The organism is Phytohabitans houttuyneae, from assembly GCF_011764425.1.
In the GTDB taxonomy this organism is placed as follows: Bacteria; Actinomycetota; Actinomycetes; order Mycobacteriales; family Micromonosporaceae; genus Phytohabitans; species Phytohabitans houttuyneae.
The window spans coordinates 1,463,231-1,483,132 of sequence record NZ_BLPF01000001.1; the positions used below are offsets into that span (position 1 = coordinate 1,463,231).

Genomic DNA, 19,902 nt, shown 5'->3' on the forward strand with positions numbered 1-19,902 from the left:
AAGCTAGGAGCGGCGTGGTGAACGAGCTGTAAACGAGCCCAGCGCGACCACGATGCCCAGGATGGCGAGCGCCGCGCCGAGCAGCAGCACCGCGTCGGCGCCGTGGGCGGAGAAGCCCGCGCTCTGCCCGTCCGGCAGCATGCTCGACGCCGCGGTGATGCTGGCGGCCACGCCGAGCGCGGCGCCGACGTACCGCGCGGTGTTGTTGGCGCCCGAGCCCATCGCGACCCGGTCCGCGGGCACGCTGGCGACGGCCATCCGGGCGAGGGCCGCGTTGAGCAGCCCGCTGCCCGCACCCGAGAGCAACAACCCCGGGATGGTACGCAGCCACGAGCGCGCGTCCGCGTACCCGAGCATCGTCACGTAGCCGACCGCGGTGAGCGCGAAGCCGAGCGCGAGCTGGCGGGCCGGCGCGACCCGCGTGCCGAGGCGGCGCATCTGGTTGCTGACCACGAACGAGGCGCCCGCCCACACGAAGGCCAAGCCGGCCGCGCCGAGCGCGCTCACCCCGATCAGCCGCTGCACCAGCGTCGGGAGCACGGTGCTGGGCCCGAGCGCGGCGAGCCCGGTGAAGAGCGCGCCCAGCGTGGCGATCCGGAAGTCCACCCGGCGGAAGAGCGCCAGGTCGAGCATCGGCGCCCGACCGCGCGCCTGCACCGCGACGAAGGCCGCCAGCAGCACCGCGGCCAGCGCCAGCGGTACCAGCGTCGCCGGCCGCAGCCAGCCGGTGCGCCCGGTGGTCACGGCGACGAGCAGCAGCGCCAGGCCGGCACCGAGGGTCAGCACGCCGGGCACGTCGACGCGGGCGGCTCGTGCGGCGCGTGACTCCTCGAGCAGCGGGCCGCCGGCCAACGCGAGCACCGCGGCGAGGGCCGCGAGGATGACGTAGAACCAGCGCCAGCTGCCGACCGCGGCGAGGGCGGCCGAGGCGAGCGGGCCGATCGCGATGCCGGCGCCGAGCATCGACGCCCAGCGGGCGGTGGCGTGCGCGCGCCCGGCCCCGGTGTGGAACGCGTGCCCCAGCAGCCCCAGCCCGGCGGCGAGGATGGCCGCGCCGGCCACACCCTGCACCACGCGGGCGGCGATGAAGGTACCGGCGTTCGGCGCGACCGCGGTGGCGGCCGTGCTCACCGCCAGCAGCGCGAGGCCGATCCGGAAGACGCGGCGGCGCCCGAAGTCGTCGCCCAGGCTGCCCGCCACGAGCAGGGTGGCGGCGAGGCCCAAGGTGATCGCGTTGATCAGCCAGGTCTGCGTGGTCAGGCCGGCACCGAGGCTGCGCGCGGTCTCCGGGAGCACGGCGACCGGCGCGGTGTAGTTCATGAGGACGAGCAGGGTCGCGGCGCAGACCACGAAGAGGGCGCGGGACCCGGACCGCGTCTCGTCCCGGGGCGGCGCCAGCACGGCTGTTGTCGACATGCGCGGATCTCCCAGCTTCGGTCACAAAGGTTCAATGAACGAACTGACCCTAGCAAGGTCGGTTCGTTGAATGAACTGAGCTGGGGGTAGGATCACACTCGTGGCGCTGGGCAAAAACTACGAAGGGCAGAACTGCTCACTGGCCAGAGCGCTGGAGCTGGTCGGCGAGCGCTGGACGCTGCTCATCGTCCGCGACGCCTTCTACGGCGTGCACCGCTACGGCGACCTGCTGGCCCACCTGGACATCCCGCGCGCCGTCCTGGCCGACCGCCTGGCCACGCTGGTCGAGGCCGGCATCCTCGAGCGCCACCGCTACCAGGACTCCCCGCCCCGCGACGAGTACAAGCTGACCGCCCGCGGCGTCGAGCTCTGGTCGGTGATCTTCCCGCTGATGTCCTGGGGCGAGCGCCACTTCGCCACCGGCAAGCCCTTGCGCACCTTCCGCCACGCGAAGTGCGGCACCGAGATCGACCCGGCCAGCCGCTGCCCCACCTGCGGAAACACCGACGTCCCGCCGGCCGACATCGAGTCACACCCCGGCCCCGGCAAGCCCACCCACCCGAGGCAGGACCCGGTCAGCGTCGCCCTCCGCGCCGGCCCGCACCGCTTGCTCCAGCCGGTGCTCTAGCTCGCCCTCGCGGGCCTCCAGCCCCGTTGATCAGGGACTTCGTGCCTGGAAACGCCGGCAGACACGCCCGCCAACTCCCTGATCAACTGCGATAGCTGCCGTCCCTGCTCAGGCGAGGGGGTACCGCGTCGGTTGGGTGGGTTGCCAGGTGCCGGCGTGTTCCTCGCGGGGGGTGACCTCTATCGTGCCGGCGTCTATGCGGATGAGGGTCCATGAGCGGGGAGTGCCGCGGACCCGGCGGCTCGTGGCGGTGCCCGCCACCACCTCGACCACGGCGTGCCCGCCGGCAAGCGGCACGCGCCTCGACCGTGGCACGTGCGTGTGGCCGGCCAGCACAAGGTCGACGCGGGCGGCGGCCAGCGCGTGTTCCAGGCGGTTGCGGCCCACGATGCCGGCGGCGCCGGTCGCGAACGGCGGGTGGTGCAGGGCCAGCAGCCGCACGCCGGGCGTTGCCGCGCCGAGGTGGTCGACAAGGGCACCGGCCTGGGTGCCGGTGACCGCGCCGTTCTTCCACCGCCAGCGTGGCATCGAGTTCAGGCCGAGGGCGGTCAGGCCGGGCGTGCGCACGAGCGGATCCAGGTCCGCGCAGATCGCGGCGCGATAGCGGGTGTACGGCCGTAGTGCGCGAGCCGGCACCGACAGCGGCACGTCGTGGTTGCCGGGCACGACGAGGCGCGGGGTGGGCAAGCGGTCGAGGAGGGCGGCCGCCGCCCTGAACTGGCTCGGGCGGGCGCGCATCGTGCAGTCGCCGGTGACCACGGTCAGCGTGGGCGTGGCGGCGGCCACGTCGGCGGCCAGGGTTCGCACCGCGAGCGGGTCGTCGGCGCCCAGGTGCAGGTCGGAGACGTGCGCGATGACAAGTGGCGGCACGGTCACCGGCCGGCGGGGAGGGCGAGCCGGCCGAGCCGGGCCCAGTCCACGGAGGGACGCGGCGGCGGCACGCCGGGGCGGTGTCGCGGCACCCGGACCCGCAGGGCCGCCCGCTGGATCGTGCACGACACCGGCGTCGGCAGCGATACGGCCTCGCCGTCGATGCCGACCGGGACCAGCGGCGTGTCGGCCTCGACGACCACCCGGTCGACGGTCGTGATCGTGAGCACCTTCGAGCGCAGCCCCCGCACCAGCCGGGTCGCGTCCATCGCGCCGCGCACCTTGACCGCGAGGACGCCGAGCACGCCACGGTCCAGCCGGGGGCGGCGGCCGAGGCCGGCGATGTCGTCCGCGTCGTACGGGTTGTTGCTGACCAGCACCGCCTGCGGTCCGGCGAGCTCGATGTCGCCGACCCGTACCCGCAGATGCGCCCCGCCCTCCTCGGCCAGCAGGTCCGGCAGCAGGTCCAGCGTGGTGCCGGCCTTGTCGTCGCGGTAGGCGGGGCTCTTGACCACGGCCGCGTACGCGCCGAACGAGGCGTTGTTGACGAACGTGCGGTCGCCGATCCGGCCGAGGTCGACCCGCACCTCGACCCCGTCGGTGAGCGCGTCGAGGCAGGTCGCCGGATCCTGGCGGTCGAGGCCGAGGTCGAGCGCGAAGTGGTTGCGGGTGCCGGCGGAGATCACCATGAACGGGACGCCACGCTCCGCCGCCACGCCCGCCACCAGCGCCTGCGTGCCGTCGCCGCCGGCCACGCCGAGCAGGTCGGCACCGCTGTCGAGGGCGCGCCGGGCGAGCGCGACGACGTCGGTCGGCCCGTTGAGGAGCGCGACGTCGGCGCCGAGCGCGCGGGCCCGGTCGGCGAGGTGGAAGCGCTCGACCTTCCCGCCGCCGGAGCGCGGGTTCATGATGAGGAACGGATGGCGCGGCGGCGGCGTCTCGTACTCGTGCGGCTTGATCGGCGCGACGAGCGCGGCGCGGCCGGCGGCGAGGGCGGCTGACCACAGCACCACGGTGACCACGACGACCCAGAGCAGGTGCGCGCGGAGGTACATCACGGCGACCGCGACCGGCGCGGCGACCAGCACCACCGCGGCGAGCCAGCGCACCAGCCCGCGGCGGGCGAGAAACCACCAGGCGGCCGCGAGTGCCACCGCGACGCCGGCGAAGCCCACGAGGATCAGCAGCAGGCTCCCGCGCAGGCCGGCGGCGGCGAGCGGAAACACCGCCGCGGCGAGCGCCAGGACGATCGCCAGCCGGGCCAGCCAGTTCGGCGTCACGCCTTCCTCGGACGGAACGTGCCGAGCTCGTCGGCACCCTTCTGCACGACCAGGTAGCTGGACTCGGGTATCGGCAGCCACGCGTCCCTCAGGTCGGCGATCGGCTCGGAGACGACGAGGCGGGTCTCGTCGGACACGCGCTGGAAGACCTCGTTCTCCGGGTACAGCTCGCGCAGCGCTCTGATCTCGGTGCTGTAGGACAGCGACCGGCTCTTGCCTTCGGTGGAGTACCGGAACGCCCACAGCCGGTTACCGTCGGTGGTCGCCACCGTCATCTGCATCGGCTGCGCCACGCCGTGCGCGCGCCCGACCTCCTCGACGAAGCCCACCATCCGCTCCACCGCCGCGACCGGCTCGTCCTTCAGCCCGAAGGTGAGCGCGAGGTAGAACATGACCTCCGAGTCGGTCGAGCCGGCGATGGACGGGTACAGGGCGGGGTCGACCGCGAACACGAGGTCGCGCTTGAGCTTCGCGAACTCGTGAATCGCTCCATTGTGGAGCCAAAGCCAGCGCCCGTCGCGGAACGGGTGGCAGTTGGTCTGCTGCACCGGCGTGCCGGTGCTCGCCCGGATGTGTGCCAGCAGGAGCGGCGAGGAGATCGCGTGGGACAGCTCGCGCAGGTTGTGGTCACCCCACGCGGGACCGATGCCGCGGAAGAGCGCCGGCGAGGGCGGACCGTCCACTCCGTACCATCCGATGCCGAAGCCGTCGCCGTTCGTCGTCTCCACGCCGAACTTGGCGTGCAGGCTCTGGTCGATGAGCGAGTGCTTCGGCTTGTAGAGCAGTTCCTCGAGCAGGATCGGCGTCCCCGAGTAGGCCAGCCAGCGACACATCGTGTCTCCCCTTCCCTTCAGATCCCGGTGATGACCGGAATCCGCCCCGCTCTGGCGGCCGCGGCGAGCGCCGTGTGGTCGTCCTCGCTCTGGTCTGCGTAGCGCTCGCTGAACTCCAGCAGCGCCCGGTCGAACGTGTCGTCCTCACCGAGGTACGCCGCGATGGCCACCCGGTCGCCGGTCCGCGCGTGTGCCCGGGCCAGCACCCACCCGCAGAGGTCGCCGTAGGCCCGCATCGTCGCCGCGTCCATGCCCTCGATGACGGCGGACTGCTTCCAGTCCCGCAGCTGCCGTACGTAGAAGTCGCGCACCTGGCCGTCGATGCCCTCGGCGGTCTGCCAGCCGAGGAAGATGTCGCTGACCGCCTGCATCAGCCGCTGCCCCGCGACCACCCGCTCGCCGCAGTGCCGCACGCACGGCAGCACACCACTGTCCATGATGTACGGTGCGAGGACGGATACCTGCGCCTCCTTGACCTGCAGCAGCAGCGCGTCGGAGTCGTCGCGGCCGCGCAGCAGCACGATCCAGCACCGGGTGCCGACGCTGCCCACACCGACCACCTTGCGGGCCATGTCGACGAACTCGAACGAGTCGAGCAGGTGCCGGCGGTCGTCCGGCAGCGTGCGCCGGTAGCCGCGCAGCAGGCCCCGCAGCTGCTCCTCGAGGAGCTTGCGCTCGATGTCGGGGAGCAGGTCGTGCACGGGTACCACGAGCGGCGGGTCGGCGATTATCCGCCGCTGCCCGTCGACGACGCCGGTCAGCTTGCGCAGGGCCTGGAGGCTGTCGTGGGTGCGCGCCTTCGCCTGCGCCCGCTGAAACCGCTTGAGGGTGCGCTTGGACGGTGTCGTGCTGATGATGCGGGAGACCGCGCTCGCGTCGGCGTGGGCGTACCAGACGGCCAGCTCCCCCATCCCCGCGAACGTCGCCATCGCGTTGCGGTAGCTGCTCAGTGTGGTCTTCACGATCGCGGCCCGCTCCTTGCGGCCGAAGCCGTTGTCGCGCGCGGCGATGACGAAGCTGGCGGCGAGCCGCTTCACGTCCCACTCCCACGGGCCCGGGAAGGTCTCGTCGAAGTCGTTGATGTCGAAGACGAGGTTGCGCTCCGGCGACGCGTACCCGCCGAAGTTGGTCAGGTGGGCATCCCCGCACAGTTGGGTGACGAAGCCGGACACCGGGGTCGAAGCGAGGTCACCCGCCATGACGGCCGCGGCGCCGCGGTAGTACGTGAACGGCGAGACGAGCATCCGGCCGTGTCGGATCGGTACCAGCTCCGGCAGGCGCGAGGCACCTTGCGCGATGAGCACGTCGACCGGGTCCGGCCGGTCCTTGGCCGGCCGCCACTCGGCGTGGCTCGCGTGGGGCACCTGTTTCCGGGCGGCCCGCCCTTCTTTCGCGCGCGCTTTCGGGTCACGTCGCTGCTCGCTGCCCGCCCCTATGAACGGCAGGTGTGCGGCCGTCGTCATCATGGCTCACCCCCGCTGATCATGTGATCGTATAGCGGTCCAGGTGCGGAATGAGCCGATTCGCCACCTTCGCTCAGCGGGCGGTGGCCGCCGGGTCCGCGTCGTACATGTCCTCGCGCAGCCGCTCCTCGGCGGTGTGCTCGACGCGCGCCATCGCGAGGCGGAGCACCGGCGGCGCCATCAGCGAGGTGACGACGGCGACGAGCACGATGACGGTGTACATGGCCGGGGTCAGCACACCGAGCCGCAGGCCCACCATCGCGATGATCACCTCGATGACGCCGCGGGCGTTCATGCCCGCGCCGAGGGCCAGCGCTTCCCAGCGCGAGAGGCGGCTCAGCCGCGCGCCGATGTACGCGCCGGCGAACTTGCCCAGGATCGCCGCGGCAAGGATGACGACCCCGGTGAGGAGCACCTCCGGGTCGGTGAGCGCGGTCAGGTCCATGCGCAGCCCGGCCGTGGCGAAGAACAGCGGCGCGAGTACCGCCATCACGGTGACGCGCAGCGGAGCCAGCCGGGACAGGTCGACCGCGCCGGTGCCGGTGACGAGCATCCCGGCGACGAGCGCGCCGAACACCGCCTCCAGCCGCAGTGCCTGCGTGGCGGCGGCACCGAGGATGACGAGGACGACCACCACGGCCAGCAGCGGCCCGTTGTCCGGCGTGCGGGAGGCGCGCCGCAGGACGGCACCCACGGGCCGGCGCAGCAGCCGGGCGAGCAGCATCACGCCGACCAGGCCGCCGACCGCGAGCAGGAGGTCGCCGCCGCGTACGCCGACGGTGGCCATGGCGGAGACGACCGAGAGCAGGATCCAGCCGATGAAGTCGTCGACGATCACGGCGGAGAGGATCAGCTGCCCGATGTTGCGGTGCAGCAGCCGCATCTCCAGCAGCGTCTTGGCGATCACGGGGATGGCGCTGACGCCCATGGCCACGCCCAGAAACAGTGCGAACGTCGTACGGTCCGCCGAGTCCGGCACCTGGCTGACCGGAAGCAGGAAGCCGATCCCCACGCCCAGGCCGAGCGGCACGGTGACACCGGCGATGCTGATCTTCGCGGCGGTGGTGCCGCGCCGGCGTACGAGGCCGAGGTCCATGTGCATCCCGGTGATGCCGATCAGCAGCAGGACGCCGAGCTGTCCCACCGCGTCGAGCATGTGGACCTGAGCGGGGTCGCGGGGAAACAGCCACGCCGAGACGCCGGGCAGCGCGTGCGCCAGTACGGACGGTCCAACGAGGACGCCGGCGGTCAGCTCGCCGACGATCGCCGGCATGCCGAGCCGGATGGCCAGCCGGCCGAGGGCGAGAGCGAGCAGCAGCAACAGTCCTATTTGGAGCAGCAGGACGAGCAGCGGATGGGCTCCGATGGGCGCGGTTGGGCTCACCGCCAGCGACATCGTTTCTCCTCCCACCGGGCGGATGATCGCTCTGGTGGAAGGCTATGACCGGAATGGTGCTGCGAGATCTCCCAGATTGCGGTGTTTCACGGCGAAGGGCCGGCACGCCGAGAGCCGGCCCTTCACCGCGTCCGCGCGTCAGCCGCCCGACGTGTAGAGCTGCGCGACCTCGGCCGCGGACAGCGCGCGGTCGTAGACGCGCACCTGGTCGAGCGCGCCGCGCCAGTGGTCGACCGGGTTGCCGTTGAACTTGCCCCGGCCGATGACCGTGTGGCCGCTGGACCGGTCGCCGAGGCAGGCGTTCGCGGTGCCGGCCCGCTGGCCGTCGACGTAGAGCGTCAGTGACCCGGTCGTCAGGTCACGTACCCCGGTGAGGTGGTACCAGCGCCCCGTCTCCGGCGCGGCGGGCGCGAGCGCGCGGATGCCGGCGAAGCTGAACGCGAACCGGTTGTCGGCGCCGGAGTACTGCAGGAAGAACGCGCTGTGGCTGTCGCCGTCCTGGCTGACCGCGGTGGCGAAGCCGCCGAGGCTGTCCAGCCGCACCCACGCCGACGCCGTGTAGCCGGCCGTCGTGTCGAGGATCGCGGCACCGGTGTCGACGTACTGGTTGGCGCCGTTGAACTGCAACGCGCTGCCGCTCCTGCCGGGTGTCCACGTAGGACCGTTGACGAGCGTGCCGTCGTGGTCGCCGGCCGCGTCCGCGGTGACCGTGCCGCTCCCCTCGTCCATCGGCCAGTAGCCGACGCCGGTGAGGCCGGGGGTGCCGGGTGGCGGCTGGGGCACGTTGGCACCCGAGCCGTCGACCGACCTGATGACCGCGAGGTTCACGTCGCGCACCCGGTCGAAGTCCATCTTCTCCACCTGCCGGTCGTAGGTGTAGAAGCCGTTGACCTCGTGCTCCACGTCGGTGATCTGGGTGTAGACGCCGGCGGAGAGGCCGCACCTGTTGGCGATCGTGAGCAGGTCCCGCTGGTTCTGGACGTAGCGGGCGGTCAGCGTGGCGCTGTCCGGCGTCATCTCGTACCCGTGGCCCTCGCCGAACCACATGTGCCCCTCGACCTCGAGGCCCAGGCCGCCGTGCTCGCCGTCGGCGGCCACCCGGTCGCCGCTGGGCACCGGTGACGCGGGTCCGAGGTACTGGTGGTAGTCGAGGATGTCGCCGCGGCCGGAGTCGCCGTGCGAGTTGCAGCAGTTGACGCCGCTGTGCGCGTTGACCAGGCGGCTCGGGTCCTGCGCCTTGACCGCGTCGGCGATGCGTCCGGTCGCGACCCGGTCCCACTCGCCCCAGCCCTCGTTGAACGGCACCCACACGGTGATCGACGTCCAGCTGCGGTGCTCCTCGACGATCTCGTGCAGCTGCCGCTCGAACTCCTGCCGCGCCTCCTCGGGCGGCGTACCGCCGGTGCGCATCGACGGCATGTCCTGCCACACCATGAGCCCGAGCTTGTCGGCCCAGTAGTACCAGCGGTCCGGCTCGACCTTGATGTGCTTGCGGATCGTGTTGAAGCCCAGCCGCTTGTGCTCGGCCACGTCGAAGCGCAGGGCCTCGTCGGTGGGCGCGGTGTAGATGCCGTCCGGCCAGAAGCCCTGGTCCAATGTGGACATGTTGAACAGGATGTCGCCGTTCAGCGTCATGTACGGCTTGCCGTCCGCGCCCCGCTTCGTGCCGACCTCGCGCATGCCGAAGTACGACGTGACGATGTCGACCCGGCGCGAGCCGTCGAAGAGCTTGACCGTGAGGTCGTAGAGGAACGGCGAGTCCGGCGACCACAGCTTCGGGTTGCGCACCGGCAGCCGCAGCTCCGCGCCGGCGGCACCGCTGACCCGGCCCACGACCCGCGAGCCGTTGTACGCAGCCGCCTCGACCCGCAGGTCGCTCCCGCCCTCGGCCAGCGCGGTGAGGCGGAGGCTGCCGTCAGCGAGGTCCGGCGTCAGCTGGAGCCGCTCGATGTGGCCGGCCGCGACCGGCTCCATCCACACGCTCTGCCAGATGCCGGATGCCGACGTGTAGAAGATCCCGCGGTCCGGCACGTTGCGCTGCTTGCCGACCGGCTGCCAGGTCTGGTCGGTCAGGTCGGTGACGCCGACGATCAGCTCCTGCTGCCCGGCGGGGCGCAGGGCGTCGGTGACGTCCACGCTGAAGCCGTCGAAGCCGCCGCGGTGTGTGGCCACGCGCGTGCCGTTGACCCACACGACGGCGTCGTGGTCGACGGCGCCGAAGTTGAGGCGGAGCCGCTGCTCGCCGCCGACCTGCCAGCGGGTCGGCACCCGGAACGCGCGCTTGTACCACATGCGGTCCTCGCGGCGCTGGATGCCGGAGAGCGCGGACTCGATCGGGTAGGGCACCAGGACGCGCTCGCTCAGCTCGTCGCCGAACGGGGGTGCCTCGCCCTCGGCGGCGCCGGCGAACTGCCACACGCCGTTGAGGCTCTGCCACTGGTTGCGGACGAGCTGGGGGCGCGGGTACTCGGGGAGAGCGTTGTCCGGGCCGACCTCGGCGGTCCACGGCGTGCTGATCGGGGGTGTGCCCGGCTGCCACTGGGCGGGGGCGCTGCCGGCGTGCGCCACACCGGGAGCGCTCGCAGTGGCGGCCACCAGGCTGAGCAGAGCGGTCAGGGCGGCGGTGCGTCTCATGGAACCCTCCTGAAATCCACCCGGAACTCCTCGGACCCAACCAAGCACTCGTCACGATCAAAGTCAATATCAACCGATCAGATTCGGTCTCGCATCCGATCAGAACCGGTCGCACCGCAGCCCAGTGGCGGGCGAGCGATGCGGAGAGCGCGATCAGATTCGTTCACCGACGCATTGACAAACGTCCACCCGAACAGTAAAGGTTCCTTCCAGAGAGCGCTCTCGCGCTCTGGGGAGGTTTCCGATGGTCCGACATGCCCGTGTACTCGTCCTCACTGCCGCGCTCGTCCTCAGCGCGGCCACCCCACCGGCGGTAGCCGCCGCCGCACCCGCCGCCGACCCCGCCGCGCCGTCGGCCACCGTCCGCACCGGCCTGCCGGCGGGCCAGCTCGCCGCCCTCCGCCGCGACCTCGGCCTCGACGACGCCGAGATCCACGAACGCCTCGTGGTCGAGGCGACCGCACCCTTCGTCGAACGCCGGCTCCGCACCGAGCTCGGCTCCACCTACGCCGGCGCCTGGGTCGCCCCGGACGGTGCCTCGCTCGTCGTCGGCGTCACTGACGAGGCGCAGGCTTCCCGGGTACGCGCTGCCGGCGCCCAGCCGCGGCGCGTCGACCGCAGCGCGGCCGAACTGGACCGCGCGAAGGCCGCCCTGGACAGCCGCACCTCCGCGGCGGGCAAGGCGGTCCACTCCTGGTACGTCGACCCCGCCACCAATAGCGTGGTCGTCGAAGCGTCCACCGTGGCCGCCGCGGAGAGCTTCGCCCGCGCGGCCGGCGTCACGGTCCGCGCCGTCGCGACCGCGAGCGCCTACCGTCCCGTGTACGACACGCGCGGCGGCGACGAGTACGTCATCGACAACCGTGTCCTGTGCTCGGTCGGCTTCGCCGTCTCCGGCGGCTTCGTGACCGCGGGCCACTGCGGCGGCGTGGGCAGCAACACCAGCGGCAGCGGGGTGGCCCAGGGCACGTTCCGCGGCTCGTCCTTCCCGAGCAACGACTACGCCTGGGTGCAGACCAACGCCAACTGGGTGTCCCGCCCGGTCGTCAACACCTGGAACGGCGGTACCACCGGCGTCGCAGGTTCGACCGAGGCCGCCGTGGGCAGCTCCGTCTGCCGCTCCGGCCGCACGACGGGCTGGCGCTGCGGCACCATCACCGCCAAGAACGTGACCGTCAACTACTCGGGCTCCTATGTGTACGGTCTCGTCTCCAGCTCGGCCTGCGCACAGCCCGGCGACTCCGGCGGCTCGTTCATCAGCGGCAACCAGGCGCAGGGCGTCACCTCCGGCGCCGGCGGCAACTGCAGCAGCGGCGGGACGACGGTGTACCAGCCGGTCAACGAGATCCTCGGCGCGTACGGCCTGTCCCTGACCACGTCCGGCGGCGGTGGCGGCACGAGCCGCATCATCGGCTACGCCGACAAGTGCATCGACGTGCCGAACAGCAACGGCGTCGACGGCCAGTACCTGCAGCTCTGGACCTGCAACGGCACGGCCGCGCAGAGCTGGACCTTCCCCGGCGACGGCACGATCCGCGCGCTCGGCCTGTGCATGGACGTCGCGTGGGGCTCGACAGCGCCCGGCGCCGTGATCCAGCTCGCCGGCTGCAGCGGCAACCCGGCACAGCAGTTCGTGCTGACCGCCGCCGGCGACCTGGTCAACCCCCAGGCCAACAAGTGCGTCGACGTCTCCGGCTGGAACTCCGCGGACGGCGCCCGCCTCATCACCTGGGACTGCCACGGCGGCGCCAACCAGAAGTGGCGCCGCGGCTGACCGTACGAGGGTGTGACGGGCGGGACGAGCCCGCCCGTCAGAACCCCCCCGCGCGGGCCATCATTCACGGATGTGAATTAATCAGTTAACATCATCGGCGGGAGCCACAAGCCGTACGCGCGGGCAGTCTTCCCTTGCCCGCTTCCTCGACGTCTCGTACGTCACCGTCGTGTGTCCTCGACGCGCCAGCGTGCGCGTCGGCGCCGCACGCCCGAGTTAGGAACGGCTGGAACTTCATGAAAGCCTCAAAGCGAGCCAAACAGCTGGTATTCGGCGCTGTAGCCCTCGTGGTAACCGCGGCCACGATGGTCGTCATCGGCCAGGCCACTCCCGCGTCCGCGCACGGTTCGGTCACCGACCCGCCGTCACGCAACTACGGATGTTGGGAGCGCTGGGGTGACGACCACCTGAACCCCAACATGGCGCAGACCGACCCGATGTGCGCCCAGGCATGGCAGGCCAACCCCAACACGATGTGGAACTGGAACGGCCTGTACCGCGAGAACGTGGGCGGCAACCACCAGGCCGCGGTGCCGGACGGCCAGCTCTGCAGCGGTGGCCGCACCCAGGGCGGGCTGTACGCGTCGCTCGACGCGGTCGGCGCGTGGGTCGCCAAGCCGATATCGAACAACTTCACGCTGACCATCACGGACGGCGCGCGGCACGGTGCCGACTACCTGCTGATCTACATCACCCGGCAGGGCTTCAACCCGGCTACCCAGCCGCTGACCTGGAGCAGCCTCGAGCTGATCCAGCGCACCGGCAGCTACCCGACCACCGGCCTCTACCAGGCCCAGGTCAACGCCGGTAACCGCACCGGCCGGCACGTCATCTACACGATCTGGCAGGCGAGCCACCTCGACCAGCCGTACTACCTCTGCAGCGACGTGATCTTCGGTGGCGGCGGCACCCCGCCGGTCACCACCGCGCCGCCCGTGACGACCCCGCCGGTGACCACGGCTCCCCCGGTGACGACGCCGCCGCCGGGCAACGGTGGCTGCACCGCGTCGTACGCCAAGAGCAGCGAGTGGAGCGGCGGCTTCAACGCCAACGTGACCGTGACCGCCGGCAGCAGCGCGATCAGCGGCTGGACGGTGCGGTGGACCTGGCCCAACGGGCAGAGCATCACAAGCTCGTGGAACGCGTCCGTGTCCGTGAGCGGCTCCGCCGTGACAGCCGCGAACGCGGCCTACAACGGCCGGTTGAACGCCGGCCAGAGCACCAGCTTCGGCTTCACCGGAAGCTGGAACGGTACCAACACCGTACCGACGCTGAGCTGCACGGCCAGCTGAGGTAACCAGCGGGGCGGCACCATGGCGGTGCCGCCCCCGCGCCGTGTCACCCCGGTGGTGCGGCCACGTAGGCGGTGGCCTGGATGGTGTAGAGGCCGGCGTACCGGCCGCCCGCCGGCGACCGGCGTTCTACCTCAGAACGCCACGCGGTCGCGGACGGCCGGTGACAGCTCGTCGGCCGAGATGACCACGACGAACGAGTGAGCGATGTCGCCGTCCGAGCCGTCGCCGTCGAAGTGCGGCACCGAGACCGGCTCGTGGTGCCCTGTGCGCAGGTCCACCGCGATGTACGTGGCCGGCTCTACGGTCGGCTCGTGCGCCGGCGGCGCCGTGCCGATCTGCGTCCTCGCATAGGGATCCGGACCGGTCTGTACGAGGATCTGGTCCTCACCCCGCCAACTCACGAACACCGCCCACGGTTTCCCGCACCTGTCGAGCTGCTTGCCCGTGTTCGGCTCGCACGTCCAGTCACCGGGGATCTTGCCGTACCGGATGGCGCCGGCGCTGTCCACCACCGCGTAGTCGGTGGCGGCGAACCCGGTCCGGATCAGGTTGCCGGCACCGCCCCGGTGGACGCTGACGATCGCCGTCTCATCGGGCCGCGCCAGGTCGCCGGTCCGCCGGCCGTCGAGGTCGGTGACGGCACCGCCGAAGACGAGATGGCGGCTGTCGGGGCTCCAGGCGATCTCCGGTGTCCGCTCGTCGAACATGGCGACGCCCAGGCGGGGCAGGGTGGGCTTGGTCCTGTCCGGCCCGGATGGAGGCTCGGCGGTCGCGTAGAGCTGCGCCGTGTCGAACCGCCGCACCTGGCCCGTGTCCAGGTCGACGACGGCGATGTCGGCCGCCTGCACGGCGTCGAGCCAGCCGCGCGCGGCGAGGTACCGCCCGTCGGGCGAGATCGTCACGAAGTCGGGCCGGAACGGGATGTCGTACCAGCGCAGGGCACCGGTCGTCGTCTCGTACCGGCCGACCTTGTTGGGCACCAGGTCGCCGTCACCCTTCGGGAGCACCGCGGCGTACCGCAGGTCCACCGTCGGCTCGGACACCATCTTCACCATCACGTCGCGGTACCGGCCGGTCTCGGGGTCGAGCACCTCCCACCGGTGCACGTCCGACTCCGCGGGCGACGGGGCCAGGTACTCCGTGTGGCGCACCGCGAAGAGCACGTTCTCCGGTCCGGAGGCACCCGGCGTGGGCGCCTCGCCGCCGCTCAACACCGCGAAGGGCACCACCAGCGCCGCGCCCGTGACCAGGGCGGCGGCCGCGACAAGCGCCGAGCGCCGCCGCCGGCGCCGCCTACCCGCCACCATCGCCCGCTCGCCGATCCCGGACGGCATCTGCGCCGTGTCCGTCAGGTCGGTCAGGCTGTCGCGTACCAGGTCTGGAAGGCTGTTCATCCGACACTCTCCCGAAAGGTGTGGAGCCCGGCGAGCTCCGGTGCGATCTCGCGGAGCCGGGCCAGCGCACGGTGGGTCTGGCTGCGCACCGTGCTGGCCGAACACCCCAGCACGTTGGCGGTCTCCACATCCGAAAGGTCCTCGAAGTAGCGGGCGACCAGCACCGCCCGCTGTCTCGGTCCCAGCCGCATCAGGGCCTGCCGCAGCTGCAGCCGGCTGTCGGTGGCGGCAGTCTCGTCCCGCGGGTCGGCCCGGTCCGGCACGTTGCCGGCGGGCACCTCCCGGAGCCGGCTGCGGCGGCGCCACACCGTCACCTGGCTGTGGTACATCGCCCGCCGCACGTACGCCTCCGGGTCGCCCCGCACGTGCCGCCACCTCGCGTACGTGCGCGCCAGCGCGTCCTGGAGCAGGTCCTCGGCCGCGTGGTGCCCGCCGGTCAGCGCCAGCGCGACCCGGAACATCCGGTCGCCGCAGCCGGCGACGAAGTGCTGGAACTGTTCAGTCTCGGAATCGCTCACGGTCCCTCGCCCTCACTCCGCTTCACCCTCAAAGACGAGTGGAGGGCGCGCACCGCTGCACCCAGCTTGACGCTTCCGCTACCAAGCGGCGACCGCCCGGCGGAGCCCACCAGCATGAACGGCCGGACCACCGTGGGCCTCAGTCGGGCTCGGCGCGGATCAGGGCGGCGGGGGTCAGGTCGGTGAGGCTGCCGCGGCCGAGGAGGGTGAGGATGGTCGTGATCTCGGCGCGGAGCAGCTCGAACACGCGGCACAGCCCGGCCTCGCCGCCCGCCGCGAGGCCGTACACCGCCAGGCGGCCGAGGACCACGGCGTCGGCGCCCAGCGCGATCGCCTTGACCACGTCGGCGCCGTTGCGGATGCCGCTGTCCAGCGCCAGCTCGACAGCGGGGCCGACGGCGTCGCGGATCTCGGGCAGCGCGTCGAGTGAGGCGCGCTGGCCGTCGAGCTGGCGGCCGCCGTGGTTGGAGACCACCAGCGCGCTCGCGCCGGCGGCGACCGCCGCGCGGGCGTCGTCGGCGGTCATGATGCCCTTCGCCATCCACGGCAGGCCGACCTGGGCGAGCAGCCCGCCCAGCCGGCTCCACGGCCAGACCGGGGTCTCCCGCTCGATGAGCTGGCCGAGCTGGCGGAACGCCTCGTCGATCGTCGCGTAGTTGCCACCGAACAGGGCGTAGTCCGGCAGGTACCGGTTGCGCAGGTCGCGCTCGCGCCGCCCCATGATGGGCACGTCGCAGGTGACACAGATCGCGCGGTAGCCGGCCTCCGCGTACCGGCGCACGATCCTCAGGAAGCCCTCGTCCGTCCCCAGTGGATGGACCTGCCCGAAGGCCGCCGCGCGGGGTGCGGCCGCGGCGATCCGTTCCAGCGAGTGGCTGCCGGCCTCGGGCACGATGCTCACCGTGCCGGTGGCCGCGTTGGCCCTGGCGACCGCGACGTGCCCGTCCGGGTGGAAGAGCCCGTCGGCGCCGAAGGGCGCGGTCAGGATCGGCAGCGCGAGCTCGACGCCGAGAAAGCGGCTCGCGGTCGCGGGGGTGGGCTGGCCGCTCATCACGCGCGGCACGAACGCCCACCGCTCGAAGGCCCGCCGGTTGCGCCGGAGCGTCGTCTCGTCGCCCGCCCCGCCCTCCAGGTAGTCGCTCGCGGCGTCCGAGAGCTTCCCGAGAGCCGCCTCGCGGATCTCGTCGAGCGTGGCGAACTCCGTCGCGCCGTTGTCGTCGCTTTGTCGCATGGTGGACAAGGTTGCGCCGACCCAGCGGGTCGCCGCATCGGGACATCGCCCAGGCATCGCGGGTCAAAACCTTAGAAACCCATCCGCGGGTACTTAGAGCCGCGCTTGACCGGAGCGATGGTGGGCGATTTGCTGGCGGCGTGGGGGTGAGACGTCTCGTCGGCCGGGAGGGTGAGCTGGCCCTGATCGCGGCCGCGGTCCGGCAGGCGCGCCGGCTGGTCCTGGTGACCGGCGACGTCGGCATCGGCAAGACGCGGCTGGTCACGGAGGCGGCGCGGGCGGTCCGGAGCGAGGGCGCGGTGGTGGTCGAGGCGGCGTGCCTGCCGCTGGACGTGCGCCTGCCGCTCCTGCCCGCGATCGACATGCTCCGCGGCCTCGACAAGGCACTGGGCCGCCAGGCGTTCGCCGAGGTCCTCGCGGCGCTCCCGCCGTACTCAGTGGATGAGCTGGCCCGGCTCGTGCCGGAGGTGGTCGGTCGCCAGGCCGGCCCCGACGCGGTCCCGGAGGGTGAGTGGAAGCGGCAGCGCATGTTCGCGGCCGTCGAGCAGGTGCTGGCCCGCGCCGCCCGTGGACGCCCCGTCGTGGTGGTGGTCGAAGACCTGCACTGGGTGGACGGGGCGACCCTTGACCTGCTGACCTACCTGCGGGCGTCGGCGAGCGGCCCGTTCAGCCTGGTCGTGACCTGCCGCAGCGACGAGGCCCACCTCGATCCGGCGGTCGCGCGCTGGGTCGAGCAGGCCCGCCGGCCCGAGACGGTGCGGCTGGAGCTGGCCGGGCTGTCCCGACCGGCGATGGCCGAGCTGGCCGGGCAGATCCTGGACGGGCCGCCGCCCGAGGCCATGGTCGACGGGCTGCACCGGCGGACGGAGGGCAACCCGTACTTCGCGGAGGAGCTGATCGCGGCCGCGGTCGCCGCCGGCGACGGGAGCCAGGAGGTGGCGCTGACCCGCGAGCCGCCCCGCGCGCTGGCCGAGCTGCTGGTGGCGCGTTCGCGGCGGGTCAGCGGGCCGGCGCGAGCGGCGCTGGCGGTGCTCGCCGTGGCCGCCCGGCCCGTCCCCGAGAGCGTGGTCGCCCAGGTCACCGGGATGGCGGCGGCAGACGTCGCCGCCGCGGTGCACGAGCTGGTCGACGCCAAGCTCGCGCTACCCGACCGCGCCCGCCCGGAGTCCGGCTGCCGGGCGCAGCACGCGTTGCTGGCCGAGGCGGTGGCCGGCGACCTGCTGGCCGACGAGCGCCGCGGCGTGCACGCCGGGATCGCCGCCGCGCTGGAGGCGATGGCGGACCCGGCGCTCTCGGCCGAGATCGCCGGTCACTGGTCCGCCGCCGGCCGCCCCGACGACGAGCTGCGGTGCCTGCTGGCGGCCGCGGAGCACAGCCACCGGATGCGCGCGTACTCGCCGGCCGCCGACCTCTGGCAGCGGGCGACCGCCATCCTGGAGCACCGCACCGGCGCAAACGGCGAGCCGGAGGTCGAGGCGGGCTGGCTGCGGGTCCGGACGATCGACGCGCTGCAGGCCTGCGGCCGTGACCTGGAGGCGGAGCTCCTCATCGAGGACGTCTACGCCCGGCACCGGGACACGACAAGCGGCGCGCTGCGCGCGGCCGTGCTGCACCGCACCGCCTGGAGCCGCGGCGTGGTCGGGCAGCGCGAGCCGCCGCCGAGCACCGCCTACGCCCTCTTCGAAGAGGCGACGCGCATCCACGAAGGGCTGCCGCCGTCGGCCGAGTACGCCCGCCTGCTCGCCGACTACGCGGCCTTCGTGTGGATGGACAGCTGCGACAGCCGCAGCGGAGCCATCTACCGCGACGCGCTCGACGCCGCCGAACGCTGCGGTGCCACGCTCGTGGCCGCCCAGGCGCTGATCGGACTCGCCGAGGTCACGCTCCTGCACGGCGCGCCGTCCGAGGGTTTCGCGCTGCTGGACCGCGCCCGCGAGCGCGCCCGGTCCGGGCCGCACGGCGAGCTCGGCTTCCGGGTGGGCTTCCTGACCGCTGAGTACCACAGCAACGCGCTGCTCAAGATGGGTCAGCTGGCGCAGGCAGAGCGGATCGCGCGGGACGGCCTCGACCGCACCCGCGAGGCCGGCGCGGTCCACGGCCACGGGGCGGCGGTGCTGCACCACAACGCGACCGAGTCCCTCCTGGAACGTGGCCTCGTCGACGACGCCGCCGCGCTCATCGCCGGGGCGGGCGACGGCGAGCCACGGCTGGACGACTGGAACCTGCACCTGTGGCGGGCACAGATCGAGATCTGCCGCGGTGACGTCGAGGCGGCCGCCACCCGTTCCGCCGCTGTCGCCGCGCTCGGGCTGGCCGGTCCCCGCCTGTGGCTGTACGAACGGCTCCGGCTCCTCCCCCGCGCCGCGCTGTGGGCCGGCGACCCCGCCACGGCGCTCGGCTACCTGGAGCCTGGGCTCGACGTGCTGGGCGGCTGCACGCTGGAGAGGTACTGCGGCGAGCTCCTCGCACTGGGCGCCCGCGCCGCCGCCGACCTGGCCGAGACCGCGCGGGCCCGCCGCGACCGCGACGCGGAGCTGGCCGCCGGCGCCGCCGTCGACCGCCTGCAGGCCGCTGTGGAACTGATGGACGGCCGCCCGTTCGTCGACCACCATTTTCTGGCGACCATCCCGGGCGACCGGGCCGACTGGCACGCCGAGCTGGGACGTGCCCGTGGCCGGCGCGACCCCGACGCGTGGGGCGAGGCGGCCGCCGCCTGGGAGCGCCTGGGCCGCCCGCACCGCCGGGCGTACGCGCTGCTGCGGCAGGCGGAGGCGCTGCTGGCCACGTCCCGCAACCCGCTGACCGCCGCCGAGCCGCTGCGCGCGGCGGCCGGAGCGGCGAGCGGGATGGCGCCCCTGACCATGGCGGTACACCGGCTCGCGAGCAGGTCCCGCATCCCGCTCGACGCGGCGCCCCCGCCGGCACCACCGCCTACAGTGGACCCTTACGGCCTGACCGACCGGGAGCGGCACGTGCTGCGGCTGCTCGCCAAGGGCTACACGAACGCGCAGATCGGTGCCGAGCTGCTGATGAGCCCGAAGACCGCGAGCGTGCACGTGAGCAACATCCTCCGCAAGCTCGACGTCACCAACCGCGCCGAGGCGGCGGCGGTCGGCGTGCGCGCCGGCCTGACCGACTCGTAAGCCAGGAGGTACCCGCCGTCATGCATC

General features: G+C 72.8%; 14 protein-coding genes. 4 read left to right on the forward strand and 10 right to left on the reverse strand.

From position 1 onward, the window contains the following. Positions 1–3: 3 nt before the first annotated feature. The gene (locus tag Phou_RS06815) at positions 4–1,416 is read right to left on the reverse strand and encodes an MFS transporter (RefSeq protein ID WP_173054565.1); all 1,413 of its coding nucleotides are present in this window, start codon (positions 1,414–1,416) and stop codon (positions 4–6) included. 100 nt (positions 1,417–1,516) lie between these two features. Between Phou_RS06815 and Phou_RS06820 the strand changes: the two genes are divergently transcribed. Next, on the forward strand, positions 1,517–2,044 hold the full coding sequence (locus Phou_RS06820) for a winged helix-turn-helix transcriptional regulator (RefSeq protein ID WP_173054567.1): 528 nt from the start codon (positions 1,517–1,519) through the stop codon (positions 2,042–2,044). A gap of 108 nt (positions 2,045–2,152) precedes the next feature. On the opposite strand, the gene Phou_RS06825 is transcribed toward Phou_RS06820, so the two are convergent. The 6 genes from Phou_RS06825 to Phou_RS06850 all read right to left on the reverse strand — a co-directional run bounded on the left by Phou_RS06825 (position 2,153) and on the right by Phou_RS06850 (position 10,520). Next, on the reverse strand, positions 2,153–2,920 hold the full coding sequence (locus Phou_RS06825) for a metallophosphoesterase family protein (RefSeq protein WP_173054569.1): 768 nt from the start codon (positions 2,918–2,920) through the stop codon (positions 2,153–2,155). Next, complete coding sequence (locus Phou_RS06830) at positions 2,917–4,194, reverse strand: diacylglycerol/lipid kinase family protein (RefSeq protein ID WP_173054571.1); 1,278 nt, start codon at positions 4,192–4,194, stop codon at positions 2,917–2,919. The genes Phou_RS06825 and Phou_RS06830 overlap by 4 nt, the downstream gene beginning before the upstream one ends. Continuing rightward, on the reverse strand, positions 4,191–5,027 hold the full coding sequence (locus Phou_RS06835; RefSeq protein WP_173054573.1) for a class II glutamine amidotransferase: 837 nt from the start codon (positions 5,025–5,027) through the stop codon (positions 4,191–4,193). The genes Phou_RS06830 and Phou_RS06835 overlap by 4 nt, the downstream gene beginning before the upstream one ends. A gap of 17 nt (positions 5,028–5,044) precedes the next feature. Further along, positions 5,045–6,490 carry a DUF2252 domain-containing protein gene (locus tag Phou_RS06840; protein ID WP_173054575.1) on the reverse strand — a complete coding sequence of 482 codons (1,446 nt, stop codon included), beginning with the start codon at positions 6,488–6,490 and terminating at the stop codon, positions 5,045–5,047. Positions 6,491–6,563: 73 nt separating this feature from the next. Next, positions 6,564–7,886 (reverse strand): cation:proton antiporter, encoded by a 1,323-nt coding sequence (locus Phou_RS06845; protein ID WP_173054577.1) that lies wholly within the window; start codon positions 7,884–7,886, stop codon positions 6,564–6,566. Positions 7,887–8,024: 138 nt separating this feature from the next. Then, complete coding sequence (locus tag Phou_RS06850) at positions 8,025–10,520, reverse strand: LamG-like jellyroll fold domain-containing protein (RefSeq protein ID WP_173054579.1); 2,496 nt, start codon at positions 10,518–10,520, stop codon at positions 8,025–8,027. 244 nt (positions 10,521–10,764) lie between these two features. Here Phou_RS06850 and Phou_RS06855 point away from each other — a divergent pair, with 244 nt between their 5' ends. Continuing rightward, a complete protein-coding gene (locus tag Phou_RS06855; RefSeq protein ID WP_173054581.1) occupies positions 10,765–12,294 on the forward strand; it encodes a ricin-type beta-trefoil lectin domain protein in 1,530 nt (509 codons plus the stop codon). Positions 12,295–12,599: 305 nt separating this feature from the next. After that, positions 12,600–13,586, forward strand: coding sequence for a lytic polysaccharide monooxygenase auxiliary activity family 9 protein (locus tag Phou_RS06860; protein ID WP_246273343.1), 987 nt, complete (start codon positions 12,600–12,602; stop codon positions 13,584–13,586). 134 nt (positions 13,587–13,720) lie between these two features. Here the strand turns inward: Phou_RS06860 and Phou_RS06865 are convergent, their stop codons facing one another. From Phou_RS06865 to Phou_RS06875, 3 genes are all read right to left on the reverse strand, one after another. Further along, a complete protein-coding gene (locus tag Phou_RS06865; protein WP_173054585.1) occupies positions 13,721–14,983 on the reverse strand; it encodes a TolB-like translocation protein in 1,263 nt (420 codons plus the stop codon). Further along, positions 14,980–15,501, reverse strand: a complete 522-nt coding sequence (locus tag Phou_RS06870; RefSeq protein ID WP_173054587.1) for a SigE family RNA polymerase sigma factor — start codon at positions 15,499–15,501, stop codon at positions 14,980–14,982. Before Phou_RS06870 ends, Phou_RS06865 begins: the two co-directional genes overlap by 4 nt. A gap of 139 nt (positions 15,502–15,640) precedes the next feature. Next, entirely contained in the window at positions 15,641–16,732 is a 1,092-nt protein-coding gene (locus Phou_RS06875) for an alpha-hydroxy acid oxidase (RefSeq protein ID WP_173054589.1), read from the reverse strand. Positions 16,733–16,872: 140 nt separating this feature from the next. Between Phou_RS06875 and Phou_RS54330 the strand changes: the two genes are divergently transcribed. Beyond that, the gene (locus Phou_RS54330; RefSeq protein WP_173054591.1) at positions 16,873–19,875 is read left to right on the forward strand and encodes a helix-turn-helix transcriptional regulator; all 3,003 of its coding nucleotides are present in this window, start codon (positions 16,873–16,875) and stop codon (positions 19,873–19,875) included. The last annotated feature ends 27 nt before the right edge of the window (positions 19,876–19,902 follow it).